General features: G+C 72.4%; 21 protein-coding genes. 5 read left to right on the forward strand and 16 right to left on the reverse strand.

Annotation, left to right across the window (positions count from 1 at the left end; translation table 11 throughout):
• Positions 1-33: 33 nt before the first annotated feature.
• The 14 genes from ACFW3L_RS12165 to ACFW3L_RS12230 form a co-directional block, all read right to left on the reverse strand.
• On the reverse strand, positions 34-597 hold the full coding sequence (locus ACFW3L_RS12165) for a dihydrofolate reductase family protein (RefSeq protein ID WP_378739331.1): 564 nt from the start codon (positions 595-597) through the stop codon (positions 34-36).
• A gap of 200 nt (positions 598-797) precedes the next feature.
• Positions 798-1,460, reverse strand: a complete 663-nt coding sequence (locus ACFW3L_RS12170) for an SRPBCC family protein (RefSeq protein WP_378739333.1) — start codon at positions 1,458-1,460, stop codon at positions 798-800.
• Between the two features lie 2 nt (positions 1,461-1,462).
• Positions 1,463-1,798, reverse strand: a complete 336-nt coding sequence (locus ACFW3L_RS12175) for an ArsR/SmtB family transcription factor (RefSeq protein WP_378739335.1) — start codon at positions 1,796-1,798, stop codon at positions 1,463-1,465.
• 112 nt (positions 1,799-1,910) lie between these two features.
• The gene (locus tag ACFW3L_RS12180; RefSeq protein ID WP_378739337.1) at positions 1,911-3,011 is read right to left on the reverse strand and encodes a cytochrome P450; all 1,101 of its coding nucleotides are present in this window, start codon (positions 3,009-3,011) and stop codon (positions 1,911-1,913) included.
• The gene (locus ACFW3L_RS12185) at positions 2,993-4,324 is read right to left on the reverse strand and encodes a cytochrome P450 (protein WP_378739339.1); all 1,332 of its coding nucleotides are present in this window, start codon (positions 4,322-4,324) and stop codon (positions 2,993-2,995) included. The genes ACFW3L_RS12180 and ACFW3L_RS12185 overlap by 19 nt, the downstream gene beginning before the upstream one ends.
• 292 nt (positions 4,325-4,616) lie before the next feature.
• Entirely contained in the window at positions 4,617-5,687 is a 1,071-nt protein-coding gene (locus ACFW3L_RS12190; protein WP_378739341.1) for a peptidase C39 family protein, read from the reverse strand.
• 55 nt (positions 5,688-5,742) lie between these two features.
• Entirely contained in the window at positions 5,743-7,866 is a 2,124-nt protein-coding gene (locus ACFW3L_RS12195) for an iron ABC transporter permease (protein WP_378739343.1), read from the reverse strand.
• A complete protein-coding gene (locus tag ACFW3L_RS12200) occupies positions 7,863-8,918 on the reverse strand; it encodes an iron-siderophore ABC transporter substrate-binding protein (protein ID WP_378739345.1) in 1,056 nt (351 codons plus the stop codon). The genes ACFW3L_RS12195 and ACFW3L_RS12200 overlap by 4 nt, the downstream gene beginning before the upstream one ends.
• Positions 8,919-9,007: 89 nt before the next feature.
• On the reverse strand, positions 9,008-9,820 hold the full coding sequence (locus ACFW3L_RS12205) for an ABC transporter ATP-binding protein (RefSeq protein ID WP_378739347.1): 813 nt from the start codon (positions 9,818-9,820) through the stop codon (positions 9,008-9,010).
• A gap of 165 nt (positions 9,821-9,985) precedes the next feature.
• Entirely contained in the window at positions 9,986-10,831 is an 846-nt protein-coding gene (locus ACFW3L_RS12210) for a helix-turn-helix domain-containing protein (protein ID WP_378739349.1), read from the reverse strand.
• A 125-nt stretch (positions 10,832-10,956) separates the two neighbouring features.
• Positions 10,957-11,931: an arsenic resistance protein gene (locus ACFW3L_RS12215; protein WP_378739351.1), complete on the reverse strand. Its 975-nt coding sequence runs from the start codon at positions 11,929-11,931 to the stop codon at positions 10,957-10,959.
• Between the two features lie 49 nt (positions 11,932-11,980).
• Complete coding sequence (locus tag ACFW3L_RS12220; protein WP_378739353.1) at positions 11,981-12,937, reverse strand: alpha/beta fold hydrolase; 957 nt, start codon at positions 12,935-12,937, stop codon at positions 11,981-11,983.
• A 96-nt stretch (positions 12,938-13,033) separates the two neighbouring features.
• Positions 13,034-13,831 (reverse strand): ABC transporter permease, encoded by a 798-nt coding sequence (locus ACFW3L_RS12225; RefSeq protein ID WP_378739355.1) that lies wholly within the window; start codon positions 13,829-13,831, stop codon positions 13,034-13,036.
• Positions 13,828-14,790 carry an ATP-binding cassette domain-containing protein gene (locus tag ACFW3L_RS12230; protein ID WP_378739357.1) on the reverse strand — a complete coding sequence of 321 codons (963 nt, stop codon included), beginning with the start codon at positions 14,788-14,790 and terminating at the stop codon, positions 13,828-13,830. Before ACFW3L_RS12230 ends, ACFW3L_RS12225 begins: the two co-directional genes overlap by 4 nt.
• A 112-nt stretch (positions 14,791-14,902) precedes the next feature.
• Here ACFW3L_RS12230 and ACFW3L_RS12235 point away from each other — a divergent pair, with 112 nt between their 5' ends.
• The gene (locus ACFW3L_RS12235) at positions 14,903-16,003 is read left to right on the forward strand and encodes a TetR/AcrR family transcriptional regulator (RefSeq protein WP_378739359.1); all 1,101 of its coding nucleotides are present in this window, start codon (positions 14,903-14,905) and stop codon (positions 16,001-16,003) included.
• Between the two features lie 401 nt (positions 16,004-16,404).
• Complete coding sequence (locus tag ACFW3L_RS12240; RefSeq protein WP_378739361.1) at positions 16,405-17,625, forward strand: PP2C family protein-serine/threonine phosphatase; 1,221 nt, start codon at positions 16,405-16,407, stop codon at positions 17,623-17,625.
• Between the two features lie 13 nt (positions 17,626-17,638).
• Here the strand turns inward: ACFW3L_RS12240 and ACFW3L_RS12245 are convergent, their stop codons facing one another.
• Together ACFW3L_RS12245 and ACFW3L_RS12250 are read right to left on the reverse strand one after the other, a co-directional pair.
• On the reverse strand, positions 17,639-18,439 hold the full coding sequence (locus ACFW3L_RS12245) for a cyclase family protein (RefSeq protein ID WP_378739363.1): 801 nt from the start codon (positions 18,437-18,439) through the stop codon (positions 17,639-17,641).
• A 156-nt stretch (positions 18,440-18,595) separates the two neighbouring features.
• Entirely contained in the window at positions 18,596-19,876 is a 1,281-nt protein-coding gene (locus ACFW3L_RS12250; protein ID WP_378739365.1) for an MFS transporter, read from the reverse strand.
• Between the two features lie 183 nt (positions 19,877-20,059).
• Here ACFW3L_RS12250 and ACFW3L_RS12255 point away from each other — a divergent pair, with 183 nt between their 5' ends.
• The 3 genes from ACFW3L_RS12255 (at position 20,060) to ACFW3L_RS12265 (ending at position 24,403) form a co-directional block, all read left to right on the forward strand.
• Positions 20,060-21,733: an alpha-glucosidase gene (locus ACFW3L_RS12255; protein WP_378739367.1), complete on the forward strand. Its 1,674-nt coding sequence runs from the start codon at positions 20,060-20,062 to the stop codon at positions 21,731-21,733.
• A gap of 80 nt (positions 21,734-21,813) precedes the next feature.
• Positions 21,814-22,965, forward strand: a complete 1,152-nt coding sequence (locus ACFW3L_RS12260; protein WP_378739369.1) for an FAD-dependent oxidoreductase — start codon at positions 21,814-21,816, stop codon at positions 22,963-22,965.
• A 412-nt stretch (positions 22,966-23,377) separates the two neighbouring features.
• Positions 23,378-24,403, forward strand: coding sequence for an iron-siderophore ABC transporter substrate-binding protein (locus ACFW3L_RS12265; protein WP_378739371.1), 1,026 nt, complete (start codon positions 23,378-23,380; stop codon positions 24,401-24,403).
• Positions 24,404-24,413 lie beyond the last annotated feature (10 nt).

Below are 24,413 nucleotides of genomic sequence, written 5' to 3' on the forward strand. Positions count from 1 at the left end.
TCACGGTTGGAGGTGGACGGCGCCGCCCGGGGCTCAGCGGAGGACGTCGAAGACCTGCTTCTGCACGCCGTTGGCGTACACCTCGTGTTCGACGAGGCCGAGCCGGGTGAGGTCCTGGTCGGTGTCGCTGAACAGGCGCCTGCCCGCTCCCAGGAGCACCGGGAAGACCAGTAGGTGGTAGCGGTCGACCAGTCCGGCATCGGCGAGGGAACGGCCCAGCGTGGCGCTGCCGTGGACGGAGAGCGGTCCGCCCTCGGTCCGCTTGAGTTCCGCGACGTCCTCGACGGTCCGCAGGATCGTGGCGGGCCAGCGCGGGTCCTCCTCGGTGAGCGTGGTGGACACGACGTAGCGGGGCTTGGAGTTGTATCCCGCGAACTCCTCCCTACGGGGCCAGACCGGGGCGAACGCCTCGTAACTGCGCCGACCCAGGAGCAGGGCACCCGCCTCGTCCTGTTCACGGCCCTTGATCTCGAAGGCCGCCTCGTCCATCTCCACGGAGCTCACGGTCCAGCCGGAGTTGCGGTATCCGGGCTCCCCTCCCGGGGCCTCCATGACCCCGTCGACGGAGACGAAGGCGGTGACGATCAGGTCGCGCATGCGGGTTCCTCACGCTGGGGTGCCGCTGTCCCGAGATGTGTACCACCGACCGCGGACCATCCGGGGAAGGAGCGCCTCCACGGGGGTGGCGTGCCGAACACGCCGGGCGCCGACGTGGGTTGATCCGGGTGTCCGCGGGTGACAGGCTCCTGCACGAGGAGGCCGCCGCGACAACGGCGTCGCGGCGGCCCCCTCCTCGGTCAGCTCTCGGTCGGCGGTTCCTCACCGAGGAAGAAGGCCGTGGTCCGGTCCCGTGCCGCCTCGGCGTCGGGTCGCGGGGTTCCGATCGTCACGCTGCACTCCGCCCAGCGGGCGCTGCTCGCCGTGACGAAACGGCGGCCCTCGTCCGTGGCCTCCCACCCCTCGGCCTCCTGGGGCATGTTCGTGCCCGTGCGCAGGTACTGCGCCAGTCCGAGCAGGGCCAGGTCCCAGCCCACGCCGGTGGCCCCCGGACCGAACTGCCGCCAGAACTGGGCCTCCATGTCCGCGTACGCGCTGTGTTCGAGGGTCAGCCGCGCCTGGTCGCCGTCGGGGTCCACCCGGACCGCGATCCAGCTGACGCCGCCGCCGAACTCCCAGGTGGCGGTGAAGGAACGCGGTGGCTCACAGGTTTCGATGGTCCCGTTGGCGTTGCCCTCCACCTGGTAGTGGCCGCCCTGGCGCAGGTCGCCCGTGACCGGTGCGAACCAGCGGGGGAGCCGTTCGGTGGAGGTGCACGCGTCCCACAGGTCCTCGACCGTGGTGGCGTAGCGCTGGCTGATGGTGGACACCAGCGTCGGCTGTCGGTCGCGTTCCCCGGTGTCCAGTCTGCGGGAGACCGCCTCGATCTGTCCGTCCACGTCGACGGGTGTGCGCTCACTCATGGTCACTCCTGGGTGCGTCGTTGTCGCTTTCCCCGCGCGATCTCGGTCTCCAGGGCCGCGAGGCGCGGCACCCAGAAACGGCGGAACGGATCCAGCCAGTCATCCACGGGCCGCAGCGCCTCGGCGTCGACCGAGTACAGCCGCCGGGTGCCTTCGGCGCGCACGGTGGCGAAGCCGTGGTCGCGCAGGACCCGCAGGTGCTGGGAGACGGCGGGCTGGCTGATGCCGAACTCCTCGCGGACCACCGTGGTGAGTTCGCCGGAGCTCAGCTCCCCGTCGGAGAGCAGCTCGAGGAGCCGCCGTCTGACCGGGTCACCGAGGACGTCGAAGGCATGCATGACCAGAGTATATCAATCTACGCTTATATAAGTGGATGCTGAGGTAAAGTCCGTGGGAACGACGAGGCCCCGCGCGCCGTCGCGGCGCGCGGGGCCCTGTGGTGTGCCCGGATCAGCCCAGGACGACCGGCAGACGGTCCAGGCCGCTGGAGACGATCGACGCCGTCTCGGGGAACTCCTCGCCCTCAGCCAGGCGGAGGTTCGGGAACCGGGTGAACAGCTGCTCCAGCGCCGTGATCCCCTCCAGCCGGGCCAGCCCCGCGCCCAGGCAGAAGTGGGGGCCGTGCGAGAAGGCCAGGTGGGAGTTCTGGGCGCGGCGCAGGTCGAAGACGTGCGCGTCCTTCCCGTGCTGGGCCTCGTCCCGCCCGGCGGCGCCGAAGCCCATCAGCAGGGCCTCGCCCTTGGGCACGTCGACGCCGCTGAGGGTGACGTCCTCCGCCGTGTAGCGCAGCGGCAGGTACTGCACGCTCGCGTCCCAGCGCAGGGTCTCCTCCACGGCGTCGGCCCAGGTCGCCTCGCCTCCGCGGATCAGGGCGAGCTGGTCCGGGTGGGTGAGCAGGGCGTGGACCGCGTTGCCGATGAGGTTCATCGTGGTCTCGTAGCCCGCGCCGATCATGAGGATCAGGGTCCACACCAGTTCGCTCTGCGACAGCCGCTCGTCTCCCTCGGCGCGCGCCTCGAAGAGGGCGCTGGTGAGGTCGTCGCCCGGGTTCTTCGCCTTCTCCTCGGCCAGGTCGCTCAGGAAGCTCTGGAGGTCCATGTTGGTCTGGGCTGCGACCTCCGGGGTGATGGTGGCGTCGAAGACCCGGTGGATCAGCGTGTGCAGGGTGTCGCGGTACTCCTCTCCCACGCCGAAGAGCTCGGAGATCACCGTCATCGGCAGGGGCAGCGCCAGGCCCGCCCGGAGGTCGACCGGTCCCGGCCCGGCGGCCTCGGCGGCGTCCAGGAGTTCCGTGGTGATCGCCTCGACGCGCGGGCGCAGCGCCTCCACACGACGCGGGGTGAACGCCTGGGACACCAGGGCACGCAGCCGCCGGTGCTTGTCCCCGTCCGCGGTGAGCATGTTGTCCGGGGCCACCCAGGAGATGAGCGGCCAGTCCATGGGGATCTCGCCCTCGGCCCAGGGGCGCCAGTGCCGCGCCTCCTTGCGCACACCCGGGTGGGCGAGCGCCTCCATGAGCACCTCGTGCCCGGTCAGCGCCCGAACAACCACGCCACCAACGATCTCAACTTCGACGACGGGGCCTCGGGAACGGAGCTCTGTGGTCTGTCGGTGGAGGTCGTAGGGGTGGAGGACGGGGATGTCTGTTGCCATGGAGGTGTCGTGCCTTTCGGGGAGGCGGGGGTGAACGTGACCGGCAGCTGCGAGAGCGCCAGAGCGAAGGGGGCGGGTCGTCGTAGGACCTCCTCCTTGCTCGTCCTGAGGTCGGGGAGGCGCTTGGTGAGGCTCTCCACGCCGACTTGGGCGATAGCGTACGCGAACCCCTGTGCCGGGCACCGGTGCGGGCCGACCCCGAAGGCCAGGTGTGCGCGGTTGCCCGACTCGATGTCCGGACCCTCCCCGGCCATGGTGGCGTGCGCGGCCGCGTACCCGAGCAGGATCGGCTCACCGGCCCTGATCACCGTGCCGGTACTGACCCGCACGTCCTTCACCGGGTAGAGGACGGGGTAGTTGTTGACCGGGGGGTCGACCCAGAGCAGCTGGTCGATCGCCTCGCTGATCCCCACGCGGGCGCCCCGGAACGCCTGCCGGACCTCGTCGTCGACCAGCAGCGTGTGGGTGGTCCCGGAGATGAGGTTGGCGGTGGGTTCGGCCCCGGCCCCGATCGTCACCACCAGCTGGTGGAGCAGTTCCTCGTCGCTGAGCCCCGAGCGGTGCTGGAGCAGCCAGGAGGTGACGTCCTCGCCGGGCTGGGCGTGCTTGGCCGAGATCGCGTCGGACAGCGCCCGCTCGTACTCGCCGTTGGACCGGACGACGTCGATCCCGTCCCACAGGGCGCTGAGGGAGTTCAGGACGCGCTCTCCGATGTCGCGTGAGAAGCCGAAGACCTCGCACAGGACGAGGAGGGGGAGCAGGCGCGCGTACTCGGAGACGAGCTCGGCCTCACCGCGCTGGCAGAAGGCGTCGATGAGGATGTCCGCGTGCTTGCGGGTGATCTCCCCGATCCGGCTCTCCGGGACGCGGCCCAGGGAGTCGATCACCGAGCGCTTCAGGCGGGCGTGCTCGTCGCCGTCGGAGAACAGGAGGTTGGGGCGGTGCATCATCATCGCCACGACCGGGGCGTCGTCGGGGATGCGGCCCTCGCGCCAGTCGAGCCACAGGCGTGAGTCGCGGCGGAAGGTACGGGTGTCCCGGCACCACGCGGTGATCAGCGCGTAGTCGGCGACGACCCAGGCCTTGATCCCGGGGAAGATCTCGGCGGGGAACACGGGGCCGTGTTCCTTGACCATGCGCCGGTTGACCGTGTGCGGGTCGGCGGTGAATTCAGCGGAGTGCAGCTCCGCGTACGGGCATCGGGGGGCCACGGGCATCCTGTCCTGGGAGGCGACGAAGCGCCCAGTCTAATGAAACTTTGGGTTCTTTTTACACCTTGCGTCACTACTGAATCTCTTGCCCCACGGGCATTTCGGATGGCATTTCGGAGGGAGCCCTGCTCAGGGCTGCCCGGGCTCCGGGTTCGGACACCGGGTGCGAAATCGGGCGAGGGTGCGCTGACCAGCGCGGCCGCGTCCGGACACGGATCGCGTACCTGGCCCAGCCCGGGGCGCGTGCCGAGCTCCGTGGGGGTGGTCGGGTCCTCGCTCCGGTCCTCGGAGATCAGGGGTGCGCCACGAGCACGGCCCCGTGGAACCCGTCCGGGCCCAGCGTGGACATCGCGTCGAGCGAGGGGTCCGGAACGGGCAGCAGGTGCGCGTCCACCCAGGTGTCTCCCGTCGCGGCGTTGGTCCAAGGGTCCTCGACCACCACGGCCCCCGGCACCGCTCCGTGGCAGAGCACCCAGTGCGGCACGTCGAACCCCTGCATGGTGGCCAACGAGAGCAGCAGGAGGACCTGAGCGCCCCCGGTCACGGCCGCGCGCAGCTCGTCCGGGGACAGGCGGCGGGGGTCGACCGGGAGTCCGGCCCGGGCCGCGTCCGCCCGGGAACGGCGCTGGAGGACGGCGCGCCACTCCCGCTCGTCCCCGGAGTAGGAGTCGAGCAGCACAGGCTGGTCGGTGTCCAGGCGCACCGTGACGGCCGCGTCCGGCCACGCGCGGTGCACGGCCAGGCCCAGACCCACGGGTTCGCAGGCGGGGAAGTTGGTGGCGTCGCGCCACAGGGCCAACTCCTCCGCGCGGTCCAGGGACCCGGCGGGCACCGCCCCGGCCCGGACACCGGCGGTGAGCGCGGTGACGGCACCACAGGTGAAGTGGGTGGTCTGCCGGTAGTACGGGGGCTCGACCACCTCGGCGTCCGCCAGCCAGCGCACGTGCCCGGCGGGTGGCTGGCCGGGGTCGTCCACCTGACCGCGCGGGGCGTCCAGCGCGGTGAAACCGAGGTCCTCCGCCTGCTCGGGGTTCACGGTCCAGCCCTCCCACTTGACCTGGGAGAGCCCTCGCTCGCGCGCGAACGCGACGACCGCCCGGACCGTGCGGGGCCCGTCCCCGACGACGTCGACGATCTTCGCGTACGCCGCGCCGGGCCGGGACGTCACCAGGGCGGCCCCGGCCCAGGCGCCCGGTGCCGCTCCGGTGACGGCCACGACCACGGGGGAGTGGGTCGAGCGGTCGGGAGCCGCCCAGCGTTCACGCACCTGAGCGGGGAGGATCGGAGGCAGCTCCGGGGGCGGCGCGGCGGGCTCGAACGGGACGATGACACGGTCCTCGGACGGGACCTCGTGGGAGTGCATACGGTGCTCCGGGTGTTCACGGGGGTGGACGGCACGGGTGCGGCGCCGTCGCCGTTCATGCGCGCGAGCGGCGCAGGATCCAGATCAGGTAGGGGCCGCCGACCAGGGCGATCATGAGCCCGGCCGGGACCTGTGCGGGCGCGATCAGGGTGCGGCCCAGGGTGTCGGCGACGCACACGAGGAGCCCGCCGGAGAGCATCGCGACCGGAACGCTGCGGGCGTGCCTGGCCCCGACCAGGGAACGGGCCAGGTGGGGCGCCACCAGACCGACGAAGCCGACCACCCCCACCGCGACCACGCTGACGGCGGCCAGGACGGCGGCGAGCGCCAGCAGCGCCAACCGGGTCCGGCCCACCCGCATACCCAGGATGCGCGGGGTGTCCTCGTCCACGGCCAGCAGGTCCAGGTGGCGGCTCAGCCCGAGGACCAGGGGTGTCGCCACGAGGAGGACCACGGCGACGGGCAGCACGTCGGGCAGGGTCCGGCCGTAGGTCGTCCCGGACAGCCACGTGAAGATCCGCGGCGTCTGCCAGGGGTCGGCGCGCAGCAGGAGGAACGTGGTGACCGCGGTCAGGCTGTACCCGCACCCGATGCCGACCAGGACGAAGCGGTCCGGGCGCAGTCCACCTCGCCAGGCCAGGGCACAGATCAGCGCGAAGGTGGCCAGGCCCGTGAGCACGGCCATGGTGGTCAGGGATCCGACCCCTCCCGCAGGGTTGGTGGTCACGACGATCACCGCGCCCAGGCCCGCGCCGGCCGTGATGCCCAGCAGTCCCGGCTCCGCGAGGGGGTTGCGCACGGTGCCCTGGACGACGCTCCCGGCCAGGGCGAGCGCCGCTCCGGCGAGAAGGGCGGCGGCGACACGGGGAACGCGATCGTCGAGGGCCCGTGCGACCAGTTCCGGGGCGGCCCCCTGGAACCAGAGCAGGAGGTCCCCGGTCCGCAGCCACAGGCTGCCAGCGAGGACCCCGACCAGCGCCGACACGACCAGCAGCACGGCGGTCACGAGCAGGACGCCGAGGAACCTCCGGGGGGAGCGCGGACCGGATCCCGTGCCCGGAGGGCGGCGGAGCGGACCCGCGTCACGCAGACGCAGCGCCAGCACGACGATGAGGAGGCCGCCCAGCAGCGCCGTGGGCACCCCCGTGGGGATGGAAGCGGCTCCTTCGGCGCCCAGGAGGGCGCGCAGGGACGCGTCCGCGAGCAGGATCAGGACGGCGCCGAGCAGCCCGGAGACGGCCACCAGGAACAGGTGCCGGTGCAGGGCGGGGACGCGGGCGGCGATCAGCCGCGCCAGCACGGGGGCGCCCAGCCCGATGAACGCGATCGGTCCGGCGAGCGTCACCGACACCCCGGTGAGGACCACGGCGCAGAGCACCGCCGTGATCCGGGTGGAGCGCACCGGGACCCCGAGCGAGGACGCGGTGTCCTCGCCCAGGCCGAGCACGTCCAGGCGGCGGCTCAGCAGGAGCGCCACCACCAGCACCGCGACGATCAGCGGCAGCGCGCGCAGCGACGCGTCGATGTTGAGCTGGGCGAGGGATCCGCTGCCCCACGCGAAGAGCCCGGTGGTGTTGTCCTTGAACAGGATCAGCAGCATGCCGGTGGCCGCGTCCAGAGCCATCGCCAGCGCCGAACCGGCCAGCACCAGCCGCGTGGTGGCGGTCCCCCCGGCGCTTCCGGCGAGCGCCAGCACGAGCGCGGCGGCCAGCAGACCGCCGCCGAAGGCCACCAGCCCCGAGGCCCAGAGCGGGACGGCGAGACCGAACGCGGCGACCAGGGTGAGCGAGAAGTAGGAACCCGCCGTGACGGCGAGCGTGTCGGGGGAGGCGAGCGGGTTGCGTGTGACGGACTGGAGGAGCGCACCGGCCACGCCCAGGGCGAAGCCCACGGCCACTCCGGCGAGGAGGCGGGGGAGCCGCGAGCCCTCCAGCACGTGGCCGACCGGCACCCCGCTGACCTCCTCCCGGTCACCCGCGAGGAACCGGACGAGGTCCCACCAGCCCACGCCGGACGTGCCCTGCGTGAGGTGCCACAGTCCCAGCGCGCAGATCGCGGCGGCCAGTACCGCGACCACCGCCGCCCCCGCGGCCGCACCGCGTGGGCCGGTTGCCGCGCCACGGGGGCCGGGGCCCGGCCCTGCGACCGGCCGGACCCCGGGGGAACGCGGGTCGCTCATTCCTGGGTGAGGGAGTCGACGAAGGCGTCGATCGCCTGCGCGGTGGAACGCGGGCCGCCCGCGCCCCAGACGCGCGGCGGGAAGGCGTGCGCCCGCTCCTCCTGCACGGCCGGGAGCGAGGTCCAGATCGGGTTCTTCTCCAGCTCCTCCACGTAGCCGCCGACACCCTCGTCGTTGGCGTAGAAGAGGTTGGCCTCGCCCACGGCGGTCAGGCCCTCGACGTCGGTCTGCGCGAGCCCGTAGGAGGGGTCGACGCCGCCGTCACCGTAGGCGTCGTTGATGTCGTCGGTCCAGGCGGAGGTCAGCCCGAGCTCCTCGCCGAGCGCCGTGAACAGGGCGCCCTGACCGTAGGGGCGGATGGTGAGGTTGCCGCCCTGGAGCCAACCGTCGAAGAAGAGGAAGTCGGTGGTGGGCAGGTCGACGTCGGCCACCTGCTCGCGGGCCCCGGTCAGGTGGTCCTCGAACTCCCGCACCACCTGGTCGGCGCGTTCGGTGCGCCCGGTCGCTGCACCGATCTGCTCGAAGACGTCGAGCATGTTGCCGACGGGGTCGGCCGGGTCGGCGCCCCGGGTGACGAGGACGGGCACGCCGCGCTCCTCCAGCCGGGCGATGATCTCGTCGTCGGGTCCGGCGGCCTCCACGATGACCAGGTCGGGGTCCTGCGCGTAGAGGGTGTCGAGGTCGGGCTCCTCGCGGTTGCCGACGTCCGTCACGCCCTCGGGCAGTTCCTCCGCGCTCACCCAGGTGCGGTAGCCCTCGGGGTCCGCGACGGCCACCGGGGTGACGCACAGCGTGAGGGCGTCCTCGACTTGCTGCCACTCCAGGACCGCGATGCGTGCGGCGGGCTGGTCGAGTTCCACCTCGCGGCCGACCCCGTCGGTGAGCGTCACCGGGTCGGGCGAGGTGGAGGTGGTGTCCGCGGCGCAGTCCTCCGAAGGGGGCGCGGCGACAGCCTCGGGCTCGGTCTCGTCGACACTCGTGGTGCCGCACCCCGACGCGATCAGGGCGACGGCCACGGCGGTGAGGGTCGCGAGTCTGCGGGCACTGGTCATGGTGGGTTCTCTCTGCTCTGTACTGCTCTGGGGACTTCGGGGCGGGGGGCGGGGGCGAGGATCAGGGGGCGCGGTGTCCGGAGGAGGGGCTACCGGTGGGCCGGGTGGCGCCCCACGGGGTCCATGCGGAGCCGACCGGTGGCCGGGTCCGCCGTGACCTCGATCCGGATGCCGTACACCGCGCTGAGGTTGTCGGTGGTGAGCACCTCGGACGGCGGTCCGTCGGCGTGCGCCCGACCGGAGCTCAACAGCAGCACCCGGTCCGCGACGCGCGCGGCGTGGTCCAGGTCGTGCAGCACGACCCCCACCGCGACTCCGTGGTCCTCGACCAGGTCGCGGATCAGGTCGAGGGTCTCGACCTGGTACCGCAGGTCCAGGTGGTTGGTGGGTTCGTCCAGCAGGACCACGCCGGTGTCCTGGGACAGACAGGCGGCCAGCCAGACGCGCTGCATCTCCCCGCCGGACAGCCGTCCGGCGGCGCGGTCGGCCATGTCCCGCACCCCGGTGACGCGCATCGCGCGCTCGATCGCCTCCCGGTCCTCGGCGGTCGGTCCCGCGAACCCGCGCCGGTGGGGGTGTCGGCCGAAGGCGACGACCTCGCCCACGGTCAGCCCCTCCGGAGTGGGCCGGGACTGGGCGAACAGCGTGACCTCACGGGCGAACCGGCGTGCGCTGAGCAGGGACACCGGGCGGTCCGGCGAACCGTCGCGGCCACCGAGCGTCACCTCGCCGCCGTCGACCCGGTGGAGCCGCGCGAGGGCGCGCAGGAGGGTGGACTTGCCGCTGCCGTTCGGTCCCACCAGGGCGGTGACCCGTCCGGCCGTCATCGTCAGCGAGGCTCCGTGGACGACGGTGGTCCCGCCGTGGCTGAGGACGAGCCGGTCCCCGTGCAGGGAGCTCACGGGCGGCGCGGCGCTCGGCGCGCCACCCGCCCGTAGGGTGCGACGAAGCAGCCGTGAGCAGGGGTGACACCAGGGGAAGTTAGGTTAGCCTTCACTCACTCAGAATAAGTTCGGCGGCGTCCTGGCTGCAATCAGGACTTCCGGACAACCGATACGGAGAACCGGTCAGCGCCCGCGCGGGCCACCCGTGAACGCGCCCGGCGTCGTGCCCATCACGCGTCGGAAAGCGTCGATGAACGTGCTGGTCTGGGCGTATCCGAGGAGTTCGGACACCTCCTGGACCTCGTGCCCCTCACCGAGCAGCGCCAGGGCGCGGTGGACGCGCAGTGACTGTCGCCACTGCGCGAAGGACAGCCCCGTGGACGCCCGGAACACACGACTGATCGTGCGCGGACTGGTGTCCAGGTCCCGGGCCCACTCCTCCAGGGAGCGGTCGTCGGAGGGGTCCTCCATCAGCGCCTCCGCGATGGTGTCCGCCCTGGTGTCGCCGGGCAGTCGCAGCGCCAGTCGTGGGGCGGTCGGCTCCAGGAGGTCGAACACCACCGCCTCCGCGCGCGCCCGTGCCCCGGCGTCGATGTCCGTACGGGCCAGGTGGATCAGCAGCGACTCAAGGGCGGGGGTCATCGTCACGGCCGTCGGTTCCCCGAACGCCAGCGGCGTGCGGTCCGGGGCGAAGAAGGCGTTGTGCAGCCCGGCCCCGGCCGTCAGCCGCCCCGCGTGCACCTCGCCCTCGGGGACCCACAGCCCGCATCCCGCCGAGACCGTGAAGAGGCGGTCGCCCACTCGGGCGGTCAGCGCCCCGTGGCTCACCCACACCAGCTCGTGCGCGGGGTGCGCGTGCGGCTCCCACTCGGTGGGTCCTCCCGGCGGGTGGGACTCCGAGACGATGACGAAGGGGGAGTCCGTGCCCTCGGGCAGCGCGGAGGCGCGGCGCAGGCGGGTCCTGGGCTCGCGCCGCCAGGCGCCCAGGCCGGCGCCCTCGAAGTCCACCGCGATCTCGGCCGCAGTCACTGGCGTTCCACCCCCCGACTCCCGGAAGCCATCGCCGACGCCCCGTGCCGACACCTCAAAATAGCTGAATCCGCCCAGGTCATCACTTGGGGGGTGGTTCTCGCTCCGGGGGTGGCGTGCCCGGGTCAGGCCGTGGTGGTGCCCCGCTCGGCGGGACGACGCACGCGCACCACCTGGGCGAGCAGGGCCAGCACGGGCAGTTCCAGCAAGGGACCGACCACGAGAGCGACCGCGATCAGCGGTCGGTCGGGGAACGCGGCGACCGCGATCGCCAACGCGATGGGGGAGTTGCGGGCGGTGGTGACCATGGTGAGGGTCACCCTCTGGTCGGCGGGCAGCCGCCACATCCGGGACAGGCCGACCGCGACCAGCGGCAGGACCACGAAGAAGACCGCCAGGGGCACCAGCAGGGCCGCCAGGTCACCGAGGTGTTCCAGCACCGTACGCGCCTGCCAGGCGAACATCGCGAACACGGCCGTGTACAGCAGCGGGAGCACCAGGCGCCCGGCCGGTCCGGTCACGTGGCGCTCGCGCCAGTCCGCGTCCCCGAACCGGGCCGAGGCCCACCGCACCAGCATCGCCACGGCCAACGGCACCACCAGGACGAGCAGGACCGCCTCCGCGAGGGTGCCCGCGTCGACCATGAGGGCGGGCCCGCCCAGCAACAGCACGTACACCGGCAGCAGAGCCAGCTGGAGGACCAGGTTGACCGGCAGCAGCGCGGCGGCGATCCCGGTGTGCCCCCGTGCCACGGCGGTGAAGACCAGGTACCAGTCCGTGCAGGGGGTGACCAGCAGCAACAGCAGGCCGACGCGCAGGTCCGGCTGACCACCGAGCAGGCCCGCACCCAGGGCCCAGGCCAGCGCCGGTGTGAACACGAAGTTCAGGACCAGGCTCAGCACCACCAGTGTCCGGGCGCGGCGGACCTCACCCACGTGGGCGGCGTCCATCTGGACGAACACCGCCGCGAGCATCACGAGCAGGGCGGGCAGCACCACGTGTTCGGCCGCCGGGCCGATCGGCAGCGACAGGCCCGCCGCCAGGCCGGTCGCGGCGGCCAGCGCCACGAACAGGCTCTGGAGTCGTTCGGCGGTCGACAACGGTCGTTCTCCTCGGAACGGCGTACGGCTCAGGGGGCCGCGGTCCCGTTCACTGTACGGCGGTCAGGAAGTCCAGGAGGGCCCGGTTGACCTCGTCGGGCCGCTCCTGCTGGGTCCAGTGGCCGCAGCCGGGCAGGGTGACGTCCGCGTGCAGCTTCGGCGCGATCCCGGACAGCACCGCGCGGAGTTCGGGGACACCCTCCAGGGTGGTGACCATGTCCCGGTCACCCACCACGTACAGCGCCGGGACCTCGACGCGCAGCCCCTGGAACGCCGCCATCAGGCCCTGGTTGCGGTCGATGTTGCGGTACCAGTCGAGGGGCCCCGTGAAGGCGTCCGGGGCCGCGTGGTCCGCCGCGAACACCTCGACGTCCTCGGCGGTGAGCCAGGCGGGCAGCTCCTCCGGCTCGGGCAGGGTGTCCAACAGACGGGCTCCCTCCGGGACGATCCAGGGACGCGGCTCGTGGGCGCCGGAGGCACCCACGAGGATCCGCCTGACGGTCGCGGCGGGGTCCGCCGACAACTCGGCGTCGGCCCGACCGGGCTCCTGGAAGTAGGCCTGGTAGTAGCCGTCACCGTAGGTGCGTCGGGAGGAGGTGACCGACGGCATCCCCACGGGCGGCACCGGCGGCACGCTCAGCCCCGCCACGGCGCGGACGAGGTCGGGGCGGAGCAGCGCCGTGGTCCAGGCGACCACAGCCCCCCAGTCGTGCCCGACCACCACGGCCTCCTCGGCGCCCAGCGCGCCGATCAGGGCGGTGACGTCACCGACCAGGTGGGGGAGGCTGTACTCCTCGGTGCTGGGCGCGCGGTCGCTGCGGGCGTAGCCGCGCTGGTCCGGGGCGACCACCCGGTACCCGGCGTCGGCGAGGACGGCGAACTGGTGCCGCCACGAGTACCAGCTCTCGGGGAACCCGTGCAGCAGCAGGACGAGCGGGCCCTCGCCCTGCTCCGCGACGTGCAGGCGGAGGCCGTTCACCTCGACGTGGTGGTGCTGGACGCTCAACGCGACTCCTCTCGTGCCCCGCCGGGGGGAGTCCCGGCGGGGAACCGGACCGGAGGGGCCAGCCTAGGGGGATCGGCGACGCCGGGGGAGGCCTGCTCAGTGCTCGCGGTTGAACGCCCAGACCGACAGGGGGGCGAACACCGCCACCAGCCCCGCGGACCAGACCAGCGTGAGGGTGACCGCGTCACCCGCCGGGGTGCCGGTGAGCAGGGCGCGGACGGCGTCCATGGCGTGGGTGACCGGGTTGGTCTCGGCCCACGAGCGCAGCCAGCCGGGCAGGGTCTCGACCGGAGCGGCCATGCTGGTGCCCAGCAGCAGCGGCAGGATGGCCACGAAGGTGACGGCCATGACAGCGCCCTCGTCGCGCAGAAGCACGCCCAGGAACACCATCACCCAGCTCAGCCCGACCCCGAAGCCGATGGCCAACGCGCAGGCGGCGAGCGCGGAGCCGGGGTCGGTCTCGACCCGGAACCCCATGAGGTGGCCGATCACGAACAGGACCACCACCGTGATCACGTAGCGGACCAGGTCGGCCAGGACCGATCCGAGCAGAGGGGCGGAGCGTGCGATGGGCAGGCTCCGGAACCGGTCGTAGACCCCCTTCTTCATGTCGATGTTGATGGTCAGCCCCGAGGAGAGCATCCCGGCGATGCCCGCGCCCATGACGAGGACGCCGGGGAAGAGGTACTGGAGGTAGGCGTCGGTGGAGCCGGACACCGACCCACCGAAGAGGTACACGAACAGGACCATGAACAGGGCCGGTGTCATCACGCCGTTCACGAGCGAACCCGGGTTGCGCAGGGACTTGGCCAGCCCGCGCTGGGCGAGGACGAGGCCGTGCCGGACGAGCGGGGCCGGGCGCGGGGCGCCGGTGCGTGGCTCGGTGGTGCTCATGCGGGGGTCTCCCTCTCGGTGTCGGTGTCCCGTGGTGCTCCGGTGAGTGCGAGGAACACCTCGTCCAGGCTGGGCAGGTGCAGGGAGAACTCGGTCACCGCCACCTCCCGGTCCCGCAGTTCCAGGGCCATGTCCCAGGCCGAGGTGTCGCCCTCGACCGGCACGGACAGGGTCTGGCGGGTGCGCTCGGGCTCGCGGCCCGTGACCCGGCGCATGACCTCGGCGGCCTCCTTGGTCCGGGCGGGGTCCGTGGTGCGCAGGGACACGGCCTGCCCGCCCACCACGCGCTTGAGCTCGGCTGGCGTGCCGTCCGCGATCACGCGGCCCCGGTCGATCACCGCGATGGTGTCGGCGAGGGCGTCGGCCTCCTCCAGGTACTGCGTGGTGAGCAGCACGGTGGTGCCCTCGGCGGTGAGTTCGCGGACCATCCGCCACAGGTCCTCGCGTCGCCCGGGGTCGAGTCCCACGGAGGGCTCGTCGAGGAAGACCACGCTGGGCCTCCCCACGAGGCTGGCCGCGAGGTCCAGGCGGCGCCGCATGCCTCCGGAGTAGGTGGAGAGAGGGCGCCGGGCCGCGTCGGTGAGCCCGAACCGGGCCAGGAGGTGGTCGGCGCGGGCCCGCGCCTCCCCCCGGCGCAGGTCCAGGAGCTGGCCGAGGAGCACCAGGTTGGCCCGTCCGGTGAGTTCGTCGTCGACCATCGAGTCCTGTCCGGTCAGGCCGATCAGCCGGCGTGCCCGAGGGGCCTCGCGCACCACGTCGTGGCCGCCGACCGAGGCGGTGCCCTCGTCGGGGCGGGCGAGGGTGGCCAGGACGCGGACGGCCGTCGTCTTCCCGGCGCCGTTGGGTCCCAGGACGGCGAGGACCGACCCGGGACGGGCGGCCAGGTCGACCCCGCTCAACGCGGTCGTCCGGCCGAACCGTTTGACCAGGCCCCGGGCCTGGAACGCGTACTCAGTCATGGTGCACTCCACCCTCCAACGGGTTCAAATGATGTGAGTATTCGAATGATGACAGTATCTGAGTGTCTCCGGTATCTCAACGTAGGATGGGGGGACCGAGACGAGGAGGAAGATGGTCCGGCTCAGCAGGGCACAGCAGCAGGAACGCAACCGGGCGCGGGTGCTCACGGCGGCACGTGAGGAGTTCACCGAACGCGGCTTCCGCGACGCCAGGATCGACCGCATCGCGGACCGCGCCGACCTCACCCGGGGCGCCGTCTACTCCAACTTCCCGGGCAAACGCGCCCTGTACTTCGCCGTGCTGGCCGAGGCGGCCGAGCGCGAGCCCCTGACCGGGGCGGCCGACTCCGTCGACGGCGCGGTCCGGGCCCTGGGCGCCTTCGCCCGCGCGTGGGTGGCCCGTCTGCCCCTCACCGGCACCGACGAACGGATCGGTGCCGAACTCATGGCCGAGGTGTCCGCTGACCCCCGGGTGAGCCGGGTCTTCGCCCAGCTCACGGCGGTCCAGGCGATCCTGCTCGGGCGCGCGCTGGAGAGCCTCGACACCGCGCCCGACCCCGGTCTGCGGCGGGTCCGGGTCGCGGAGGGCGTCCTGACCACCCTGCACGGTGCCGGGCAGTTGGCCGCCGCCGCGCCCGGGTTCACCGACCCCTTCACGGTCATCCGCTCCTGCGAACGCCTGGCCGGTGTGGACCTGGCCGACGCCTGGCCGCTTCCGCACATCGCCCACGTCCCGCACGCCCGTCCCGTGGGCGAACCCTGGTCCGCGCCGACCGCGCTCGACTCCCTGCGCGGTGAGCGGATCGCGGTCGGGGACGGCGTCGTGGCGGTGCTGGGGCTGCACCGGCTGGAGGCCGTGGAGGAGGGCCTGCGCGCCGTCCCGGAGGGGGTGCCGGTGACGCTCGTGCCCGTCACCGCCGAGCCCGCCGAACTCCTCCCGCTGGTCCGTCTGGCCGTGGCCGAACTCCGTGCCTGCCTGTCCCCCTCCTTTCCGGCCGACGCTTGGGCGCGGCCGAGGATCGTGCTCGACCCGGGGCTGGCCGTGGCAGCCGGTGCCGTCGACCCGCACGACGACACCGAGGTCGCGATCCGTGTGCACGGCGGCCGGATCGTGGCACGCTCCGAGGAGCGCGGCGCGGCCCACGCCGTGGGAGCCTTCGTTCCGCCCGGGGGTTCCAGGAGCGTCGGGAACGGGGCCCGGGCCACCCGCTGAGCCGGGGCGGGACGGTGCACCCCGCGTGCGCGCCAGCGTTCGGCGGTGTCGGGCGGGAAGCCCGCGTCGATCCCTCCGTGCGCCTCGTTCACGGTGAAGCCGTGTGCCGCCCAGGCGCGCGGATCCCGGGGGTCGGGCGCGGGGTCGTCGAAGGTGAGGGTCATGGGTCCTCCCCGAATGGTGGGCGGGGTCGCGGACGTCGCGCACTCCCGTGAAGTCAATCTAGGTTGACCACTGGAAAAAGTCAATCAAAGTTGACTCCCGGGGGTCGTGTGGCCGAATCCTCCGGTTTGACCTGATCAGGGACACGCCAGCCGGAGACTGGGTGAGCGGCGCCGCCGGTGCGACACTGGTGGGCGACGCCGGGGACCCCCGACCGGCCGCGAACGGCGGGGGTGGGCATGGAAGAGGAACACGACGCGACGGGGGCGCTCGGTCAGAGCGAACTCCTGTTCCAGAACCTCGTCCGATCCGTGCACACCAGCGGCCCCGTCGAGGTCCTGGAGGCCGCCGACCGCTACGGGGCGGCGATCGGACTCGGCAAGATCACCGTTCACCTCGTCGACCTGCAACAACGTCTGCTGGTCCCGCTCACCGGCGGGCCCATCCTCGACGTCGAGTCCACCATCGCCGGAGAGGCCTACCGGTCGGACACCCTGCGGCTGGTCGAGGGCGGCGCCGACGCGCTCAGCCTCTGGCTTCCGCTCAAGGACGGTGCCGACCGCATCGGGGTCGTGCACATCCGCACCCCCGCCATCGACGAACCCAGGCTCCGCCGCTGCCAGACCCTCGCCGCGCTGCTGGCCCTGGTCATCACGTCCAAGCGCGCCTACAGCGACACCTACGTCCGCCGCACCCGCGCCCGCGACGTGCAGCTACGCACCGAGATGCTGCGCGCCTTCCTCCCGCCCCGCACCCTCGGCACCCGGCGCGGGGTCTCCACGGCCGTTCTCGAACCCGCCTACGAACTGGGCGGCGACGCCTTCGACCACTCCCTCACCCGGGACACCCTGCACGCCGTCATCCTGGACGCCATGGGGCACGACCTCGCCTCCGGCCTGACCGCGTCGGTCGCCATGGCCGGGGCCCGGAGCGCCCGCCGCAACGGGGCCGATCTCGCGGAACTCACCGAGAACGTGGAACGCGCCCTGGTCACCTGGCTTCCGGAACGCTTCTGCACGGCCATCTTCGCCACCCTGGACCTGTCCACCGGCGTGTTCTCCTGGGCCAACTGCGCCCACCCCGCGCCCCTGCTCATCCGACGCCAACGCCTGGTGGAGGCCGCCCTGGAGCGCACCCCCGAACTTCCGCTCGGCCTGGACGGGGTGGTCGCCGACACCACCCCGCGCGCCGTCCACCGGGTCACCCTGGAACCCGGTGACCAGGTGCTGCTCTACACGGACGGTGTCACGGAGGCGCACGACAGCGAGGGAAGGATGTTCGGGCTGGAGCGCTTCGCCGACTTCGTCATCCGTGCCGCGTCCGCCGACGAGCCCGCCCCCGAGACTCTGCGGCGCCTGATCCACGACATCCACGAACACCAGCGCGGCACCTTCACCGACGACGCCACCATCATGCTGCTGGAGTGGACCCCCGGGGGTGCGGTCCGGGGCCACCTCTGACGCCGGACCCGGACTACCAGAGGGCGAGGACCCTGCTGGGACCGCCGGAGGCGTCCAGCCCGGGCAGCACGCCCACCGTGATCATCGCCCCGCTCGGCGGCAGCTGCTCCAGGCCGGTCAGTGACTCCAGCCCCCAGCGGTCGGCGCGCCCCACCACCTCGTGGGCGGCGAAGTCCGTGGAGCAGCCGGGGTCCGTGCTCAGCGTGTCCACCCCGGTTCCGGCGATGGCCCGCTGGGAGAACAGGAAGTCGCAGGCCTCGGGGGAGAACCCGGGGAAGTGCCAGGAGCCGTCCTCCGCGACACCGCGGACCCGGTCGTCCCCCTCGGCCCAGCGCGAGCTCCACCCCGAGCACATCAGGACCGCCGCGCCGGCGGGGACGCGTCCGTGGACGCGCTCGAAGGCGTGGACGTCGTCCACGGTCACCGTCGTGTCGGGGTCCTCGGCGGCCCGGGCCCGGATGTCGATCACGGCGGCCGGGGCGACCAGTTCGGACGGGTCGATGTCCGGCACGAGACGGCCCCCGCCGATCACGTGGCCGGGCGCGTCCAGGTGCGTACCGGTGTGCTCGGTCATGCTCCACCGTTGGAGGTAGAGCCCGAACTCTCCCGGGGCGGCGGGTGGGACGACCGTCTCCCGCACCGGCTTCTCCTCGTCCCAGGACGGCATGGTGGGGGAGATGGTGTGGCTGAGGTCGACGACCCGGCGGAAGCCCTTCGGCCAGGGACGCGGGGAGAGTGGAGGGATCGGTGGCCCGGCGGGCGCGGTGTGCTCCGTTCGGGCCCTCACGGTCTCACCGGTTCCGTGCAAGCACATGGCGTCCCCTTCGTCGTGCGAACCCCCGGAGACGTACCCCGGGGAGGTGTCGGGTCCACCCTGTCAGGGGCGGGACGGTGAGACCAGCGAGGAACCGCTCCGATCAGGGACGCGGGCGCGACGGGGGCGACCGGCTCGCGGACCGGTCCGACCCACTCAGTGGTGTGACGGGGGAACCGCGGTGAGGTTCCGCACCGGCCGCAGGAAGAGCAGGACCAGTCCCACGGCGAGCGTCGCCACCCCGCCGACCAGCAGCACGGTCCGCGCCCCGAACAGACCGGCGGCCGGACCGGCCAGGGCCTGACCCACCGGCAGCATGGCCAACGACCCGGCCACCTCGTAGGCGTGGATGCGGCCCAGTACCGGCCCCGGAACCTGTGTCTGCACGCTGGTCATCCACATCACGCCCCAGAACCCCACGGCGGCGCCGCTCACCGCCGCGCCCAGCGCCAGCCACGGAACCCCCAACCCCAGACCGACGGCCATCGAGTACGCGCCCGCCCCGAACAGCGCGACCGCCCCCGCGCGCAGGGGGAAACGCGGCCGCACCCGCATGGCGAGCACACCGCCCAGAGCGGTGCCGCCGCCCAGCGCGGAACTCACCAGCCCGAACGCCTGGGCGCCGTGGCCGAGGATGATCTCCGTCGAGGTCAGGGGAATCTTCGGCCCCCACATGGTCACCATCAGCACCATCCACAGCAGGATCACCGACCACATCCAGGTCCGCGACCGGAACTCGCTCCACCCCTCCACGAGGTCCGCGACGTACCCCGGCCCCTCACCGCGCCGACGGGTCGGCTCGGGGAGCCGGATCAGCGCGAGCAGCAGCGCCCCCACCGCGTAGGTCGCCGCGTGCACGACGAAGACCCCGGCCGCCGAGAACACGGCGACCAGCAGCCCCGCCACAGCCGGGCCGATCAGCGTCGCCAGCGCTTCCGCCGTGCGTATGGCCCCGTTGGCACCCTGCACGTCCCGGGCCACCCTCGGCACCACCGAGGCCACCCCCGGCTGGAACGCCCCGGCCGCGATCCCGTTGACCGCGCCGATCACACAGATCTGCCACAGCACCACGTGCCCCGTCAGGAACAGCACGGCCGCCGTCCCCTGGGTGACCACGCGCACCAGGTCGGCGGCGACCATCATGCGCCGGGCGCCCCACCGGTCCGAGAGCACCCCGCCGAAGACGACGGAACCCACGAAGAAGGCGGAGAACGCGGCCATCGCCAGCCCGACACCGCCCGCACCCATCCCGTGCGCGAGCAGTCCGGCCGCCAGGGCGACAGGGAGCATCCCGTCCCCGGTCCTGGCCACGGCGCGCGCGGCGAAGAAGAGGGCGAAGTCCCGGGACCACAGCCGGGGCCGGGGCCGGGGCGCGGCGTGCGGTTCCGGCCTCTGCGGTGTCCGGTCGAGTTCGTCCGTCGGTCCACCGTGCTCCATGGGGCACCCCTCCGTCACCCCCGCGCCGGTCGTGAGGGCCCGTGCACACTACCGGTCCAGACCAGTTCCCTCCAGAGGCTTCCTGCCCTGGAAACCGGCTGCCCGAAGGCGCCGCGATTCCCCTCCACAACGGGGGCCCGGAACGATTGAATGGTGAGCCGACCACGAGCCGAGAAGGAACACATGCCCGAATCCAGCGCCGACTGGTGGAAGTCCAGCGTCGTCTACCAGATCTATCCGAGCAGCTTCAGCGACAGTGACGGCGACGGCGTCGGAGACCTGCCCGGGATCATCGGGAAGCTCGACTACCTGAAGCTGCTCGGTGTGGACGTGGTGTGGCTGTCGCCCGTCTACCCCTCGCCGTGGGACGACAACGGCTACGACATCAGCGACCACACCGCCATCGACCCCCGGTTCGGCACCCTTGAGGACTGGGACCGCCTCCGGGACGGGCTGCACGAGCGCGGCATGCGCCTGGTGATGGACCTGGTCGTCAACCACACCAGCGACCGGCACCCCTGGTTCACCGCCTCCCGCGAGGGCGACCCGGACCGGCGCGACTTCTACGTCTGGCGGCCCGGCCGCGACGGCGGCCCGCCCAACAACTGGGGTTCGGTCTTCTCCGGTCCCGCCTGGACCTACGACGAGGGGCGCGGCGAGTACTACCTCCACCTGTTCAGCCCGTCGCAACCCGACCTGGACTGGGAGAACCCGAAGGTGCGCGCGGCCGTGCACGAGATCGCCCTGTGGTGGCTGGCCCGGGGCGCGGACGGGTTCCGGATGGACGTCATCAACTTCGTGTCCAAGAACCCCAAGCTCCCCGACGGGCCACGGACCGGCGACTACGGGGACTTCGCCGAACACGCGATCAACGGGCCGCGCATGCACGAGTTCCTGCACGAGATGCACGAGACCGTCTTCGCCGGACGCGACGTGCTCACCGTGGGGGAGATGCCCGGGGTGAGCGTGGAGCAGGCGCGCATCCACACCAATCCGGTCAACCGCGAGCTGGACATGGTGTTCCAGTTCGAGCACGTGGACCTGGACCACGGCCCCGGCGGCAAGTTCGATCCCCGCCCGCTGGACCTGGTCCGGCTGAAGGCCTCGCTCAACCGCTGGCAGACCGGGCTCAACGACCGGGGTTGGAACAGTCTGTACTGGAACAACCACGACCAGCCGCGCGTGGTCTCGCGGTTCGGTGACGACGGCCGGTACCGGGTGGAGTCGGCGACCGCGATCGCCACCACCCTGCACATGATGCAGGGCACCCCGTACGTCTACCAGGGCGAGGAACTGGGCATGACCAACGCCCACCTGGACGACATCGCGGACTACCGGGACCTGGAGACCCTCAACTACCACCAGACCATGGTGGAGAGCGGCCGGGTGGACGCCGCGACCGCCATGGCCGGGATCGCCCGGATGAGCCGGGACAACGCGCGCACCCCCATGCAGTGGACCGCGGGGGAGAACGCCGGGTTCACCACCGGGACACCCTGGATCGGAGTCAACCCCAACCACACTCGGATCAACGCCGAGGCCGCCGTCGCGGACCAGGGGTCGGTCTTCCACCACTACCGGCGTCTGATCGCGCTCCGCAAGAAGCACCAGGTCATCGCGCACGGACGCTTCGCTCCACTGCTGGAGGAGGACCCGCGGGTCTACGCCTACACGCGGGCGTACAACGGTCAGGTGCTGTTGGTGCTGGCCAACTGGAGCGACCACACGGTGAAAGTGGATCTGCCCGAGGACGTGGCGGGCCCCGACTCCACACTGTTGATCGGCAACCTCCCCGACCCCGGCCCGGCTCCGGCCCCGCTGCGTCCCTGGGAGGCCCGCGTCCACCTGTTCCACTGATCCTCCCGACCGGGCCCTGCTCCCGCGTCCGATCCGTGAGTACTGTGTGGGTCAGCCGATCGAGCGGGAGTGGGGCCTTCATGAGAGTCGTCATCGTCGGAGCCGGTGTGGGAGGGCTCGCCCTGGCCCGGGGACTCGTCGGGAGGGGTCACGGGGTCGAGGTCCACGAGCGCGCGCCCGAACCGCGCCCCGGCCGCGCCGGAGTCGGCCTCTACTCCAACGGGACCGCCGCCCTGCGTGCCCTGGGGGTGGAGGTCGGGGGCATCGGGCGGCGTCTCGACGGCCTGGAGAACCGCGACCCGTCCGGGCGGACGCGTTACACGCTCGACGTGGACGCGGTGGGCGACCACTACGGGTCCGAGTCCCGTACCGTGCCCCGGCGCGCGCTCCTCGACCTCCTCGCCGACGGGCTGCCCGAGGGCACCGTGCGGTACGGGCGCGTGTGCACCCGGGTGCGGGTCAACACCGACGGCACCGTGAGCGCGCTCTTCGGGGACGGTTCCAGCGCCACCGGTGACGTGGTCGTCGGCGCGGACGGTGTGCGCTCCGCCGCACGCCGCGACCTGTGGGAGGGCGATCCGGCCCGCCCGACGGGCTGGGCCAGTTGGCAGGGGCTGACCCGGGTGCCCGCGGACCTGGCGTCGGGCACGCTCGCGGCCGTGGTCCAGGGGCGTCAGGGTGTGTGCGGGATGATGCCCGCCGGAGACGGCCTCGTGCAGTGGTGGTTCGACGTGCGCTGGCGGCCGGGCATCCCCACGCCGACCTCCCCGGCGAGTGTGCTGCGGCGGCTGTTCGAGGGCTGGACCGACCCCGACGTACGCGCGGTCCTGGAGGACCTGCGCGACGAGGACCTCGCGTTCTCCGAGCACGTGCGCCACCGGGTGCGCCGGGTCTGGGGTGAGGGCGGGGCGACGCTGCTGGGCGACGCCGCGCACGCCTTCGCGTCCTCCACCGCGCAGGGGGCGAACCAGGCCCTGGAGGACGCGTGGGCGCTGACCCTGGCCCTGTCCGACGAGGGCGCCGAGGCCGATCCCGCCGCCGCGCTGCGCCGGTACGAGGGGGTGCGGCGGGGGCCGGTGCAGCTGGCGTCGCTGGCCTCGGGCGCGGAGGCGATCACGCGGTTCTCCCCGCCCCGGTTCCTGGGCCGTGAACGGCTCGGTTCCCTGGCCACCCGCCAGTTCATCGGGTACCTGGGCGGGGTGAGCAACGTCCTCACCGACCGCCGCCCCTGACCTCACGGACAACACCCATAGCTCGCACCTCTCCAGCCGCTCGGTTCACGGAATCGGGCGGCTTTCTCCGTTGCCGCGATGGCGGCGGTCTTCTTGGGCGTGTTCCCGCGACCGGCAGACCGATGTGTCCCTCCGCGAGAGGAGGTTTCTGCGGTGACTCCGTTGGACTCCCCTCCGCCTGGATCGAGCGCCCGATAACGGACGGAGTCCCACCGGACTCGCAGGGTGGGGGAGGCTTCGTGTTCAGATTTTTTGAAATCGCATCAAGTGAGGTTAGACTAACCTTGCTTGATGTCGGGGTTCTCCCGTTTTGTTGGCTTCTTCGCGCTGCCCTCCCCTGGGCCTCCCCCTGCGCGTATCCGGCCCGCCCAGAGCGACGCGGCCGCTCCCCGTGACGAAGAAAGCAGTGAGCATGAACTCCACCCTGCGCCGCGTCGGCGGCATCGCCCTCACCTCGGCCCTCGCCCTCGGCCTCGCCTCCTGCGGGACGGACGGTGAGGACACCTCCCCGGGCGGCGACGCGGACGGGACCTTCCCCGTCACCATCGAGAGCGCCCTCGGCACCGCCGAGATCCCCGAACGCCCCGAACGCGTCGTCACCCTCGGCCAGGGCTCCGCCGAGACCGCCATCGCCCTGGGCACCGTGCCGGTCGGCATCGAGAGCTACGAGTGGGGCAGCGACGACACCGGGTACCTGCCCTGGATCCACGAGGCCGTCACCGAGTCCGGCGAGGAGCTGCCCGAGCAGTTCGCCGGGGCCGACGACATCGACTTCGAGGCGATCATCGAACTCGCCCCCGACGTCATCCTGGCCCCCTGGTCCGGGGTGACCCAGGAGCAGTACGACATCCTCACGGACATCGCCCCCACGGTCGCCTACCCGGACCTCGCCTGGAGCACCGACTGGGACGAGCAGATCGAGATCATCGGCCGGGCGCTCGGCCAGCCCGAGGAGGCCGACGGCCTCGTCGCGGACATCGAGGGCCGGTTCGAGGAGGCGGCGGCCGAGAACCCCGAGTTCGCCGACCTCACCTTCTCCTACGTCTACACCGACGGGCCCGGCACGCTCGGCGTCTTCCTCCCCGACGAACAGCGCGTCGCCATGGTGCGCGGCCTGGGACTCCAGGTCGACCCGGTCGTGGACACCTTCCCCGAGACCGAGGGCACCGACTCCGCCCTGGTCGGCCTGGAGAACGCCGACCAGTTCGGTGACAGCGACCTCCTCTTCACCTTCTACACCGACGCCGAGACGCGGGCCGAGATCGAGTCCCAGGACCTGTACGGCTCCATCCCGGCCATCGAACGCGGCTCCGTGGTCACCAGTGACGACAACTCCTTCGTCACCGCCTCCTCCCTGATCAACCCGCTCACCGTGCCCTGGGCCATCGAACGGTACGTCCCCCTCATCCACGAGGCCGCCCGGACCCTGGACGACTGAGGCGGACCGG

It is taken from the genome of Nocardiopsis sp. NPDC058789, assembly GCF_042745575.1.
GTDB classification, from domain to species: domain Bacteria; phylum Actinomycetota; class Actinomycetes; order Streptosporangiales; family Streptosporangiaceae; genus Nocardiopsis; species Nocardiopsis eucommiae.

Excerpts from the sequence above, each read along its gene's own strand:
- ACFW3L_RS12245 (WP_378739363.1), bottom strand. The coding sequence starts at position 18,439 with ATGTGCTTGCACGGAACCGGTGAGACCGTGAGGGCCCGAACGGAGCAC.
- ACFW3L_RS12260 (WP_378739369.1), top strand. The coding sequence starts at position 21,814 with ATGAGAGTCGTCATCGTCGGAGCCGGTGTGGGAGGGCTCGCCCTGGCC.
- ACFW3L_RS12235 (WP_378739359.1), top strand. The coding sequence starts at position 14,903 with ATGGTCCGGCTCAGCAGGGCACAGCAGCAGGAACGCAACCGGGCGCGG.
- ACFW3L_RS12200 (WP_378739345.1), bottom strand. The coding sequence starts at position 8,918 with ATGACCAGTGCCCGCAGACTCGCGACCCTCACCGCCGTGGCCGTCGCC.
- ACFW3L_RS12195 (WP_378739343.1), bottom strand. The coding sequence starts at position 7,866 with ATGAGCGACCCGCGTTCCCCCGGGGTCCGGCCGGTCGCAGGGCCGGGC.
- ACFW3L_RS12175 (WP_378739335.1), bottom strand. The coding sequence starts at position 1,798 with ATGCATGCCTTCGACGTCCTCGGTGACCCGGTCAGACGGCGGCTCCTC.
- ACFW3L_RS12240 (WP_378739361.1), top strand. The coding sequence starts at position 16,405 with ATGGAAGAGGAACACGACGCGACGGGGGCGCTCGGTCAGAGCGAACTC.
- ACFW3L_RS12190 (WP_378739341.1), bottom strand. The coding sequence starts at position 5,687 with ATGCACTCCCACGAGGTCCCGTCCGAGGACCGTGTCATCGTCCCGTTC.
- ACFW3L_RS12165 (WP_378739331.1), bottom strand. The coding sequence starts at position 597 with ATGCGCGACCTGATCGTCACCGCCTTCGTCTCCGTCGACGGGGTCATG.
- ACFW3L_RS12265 (WP_378739371.1), top strand. The coding sequence starts at position 23,378 with ATGAACTCCACCCTGCGCCGCGTCGGCGGCATCGCCCTCACCTCGGCC.
- ACFW3L_RS12170 (WP_378739333.1), bottom strand. The coding sequence starts at position 1,460 with ATGAGTGAGCGCACACCCGTCGACGTGGACGGACAGATCGAGGCGGTC.
- ACFW3L_RS12225 (WP_378739355.1), bottom strand. The coding sequence starts at position 13,831 with ATGAGCACCACCGAGCCACGCACCGGCGCCCCGCGCCCGGCCCCGCTC.
- ACFW3L_RS12230 (WP_378739357.1), bottom strand. The coding sequence starts at position 14,790 with ATGACTGAGTACGCGTTCCAGGCCCGGGGCCTGGTCAAACGGTTCGGC.
- ACFW3L_RS12250 (WP_378739365.1), bottom strand. The coding sequence starts at position 19,876 with ATGGAGCACGGTGGACCGACGGACGAACTCGACCGGACACCGCAGAGG.
- ACFW3L_RS12255 (WP_378739367.1), top strand. The coding sequence starts at position 20,060 with ATGCCCGAATCCAGCGCCGACTGGTGGAAGTCCAGCGTCGTCTACCAG.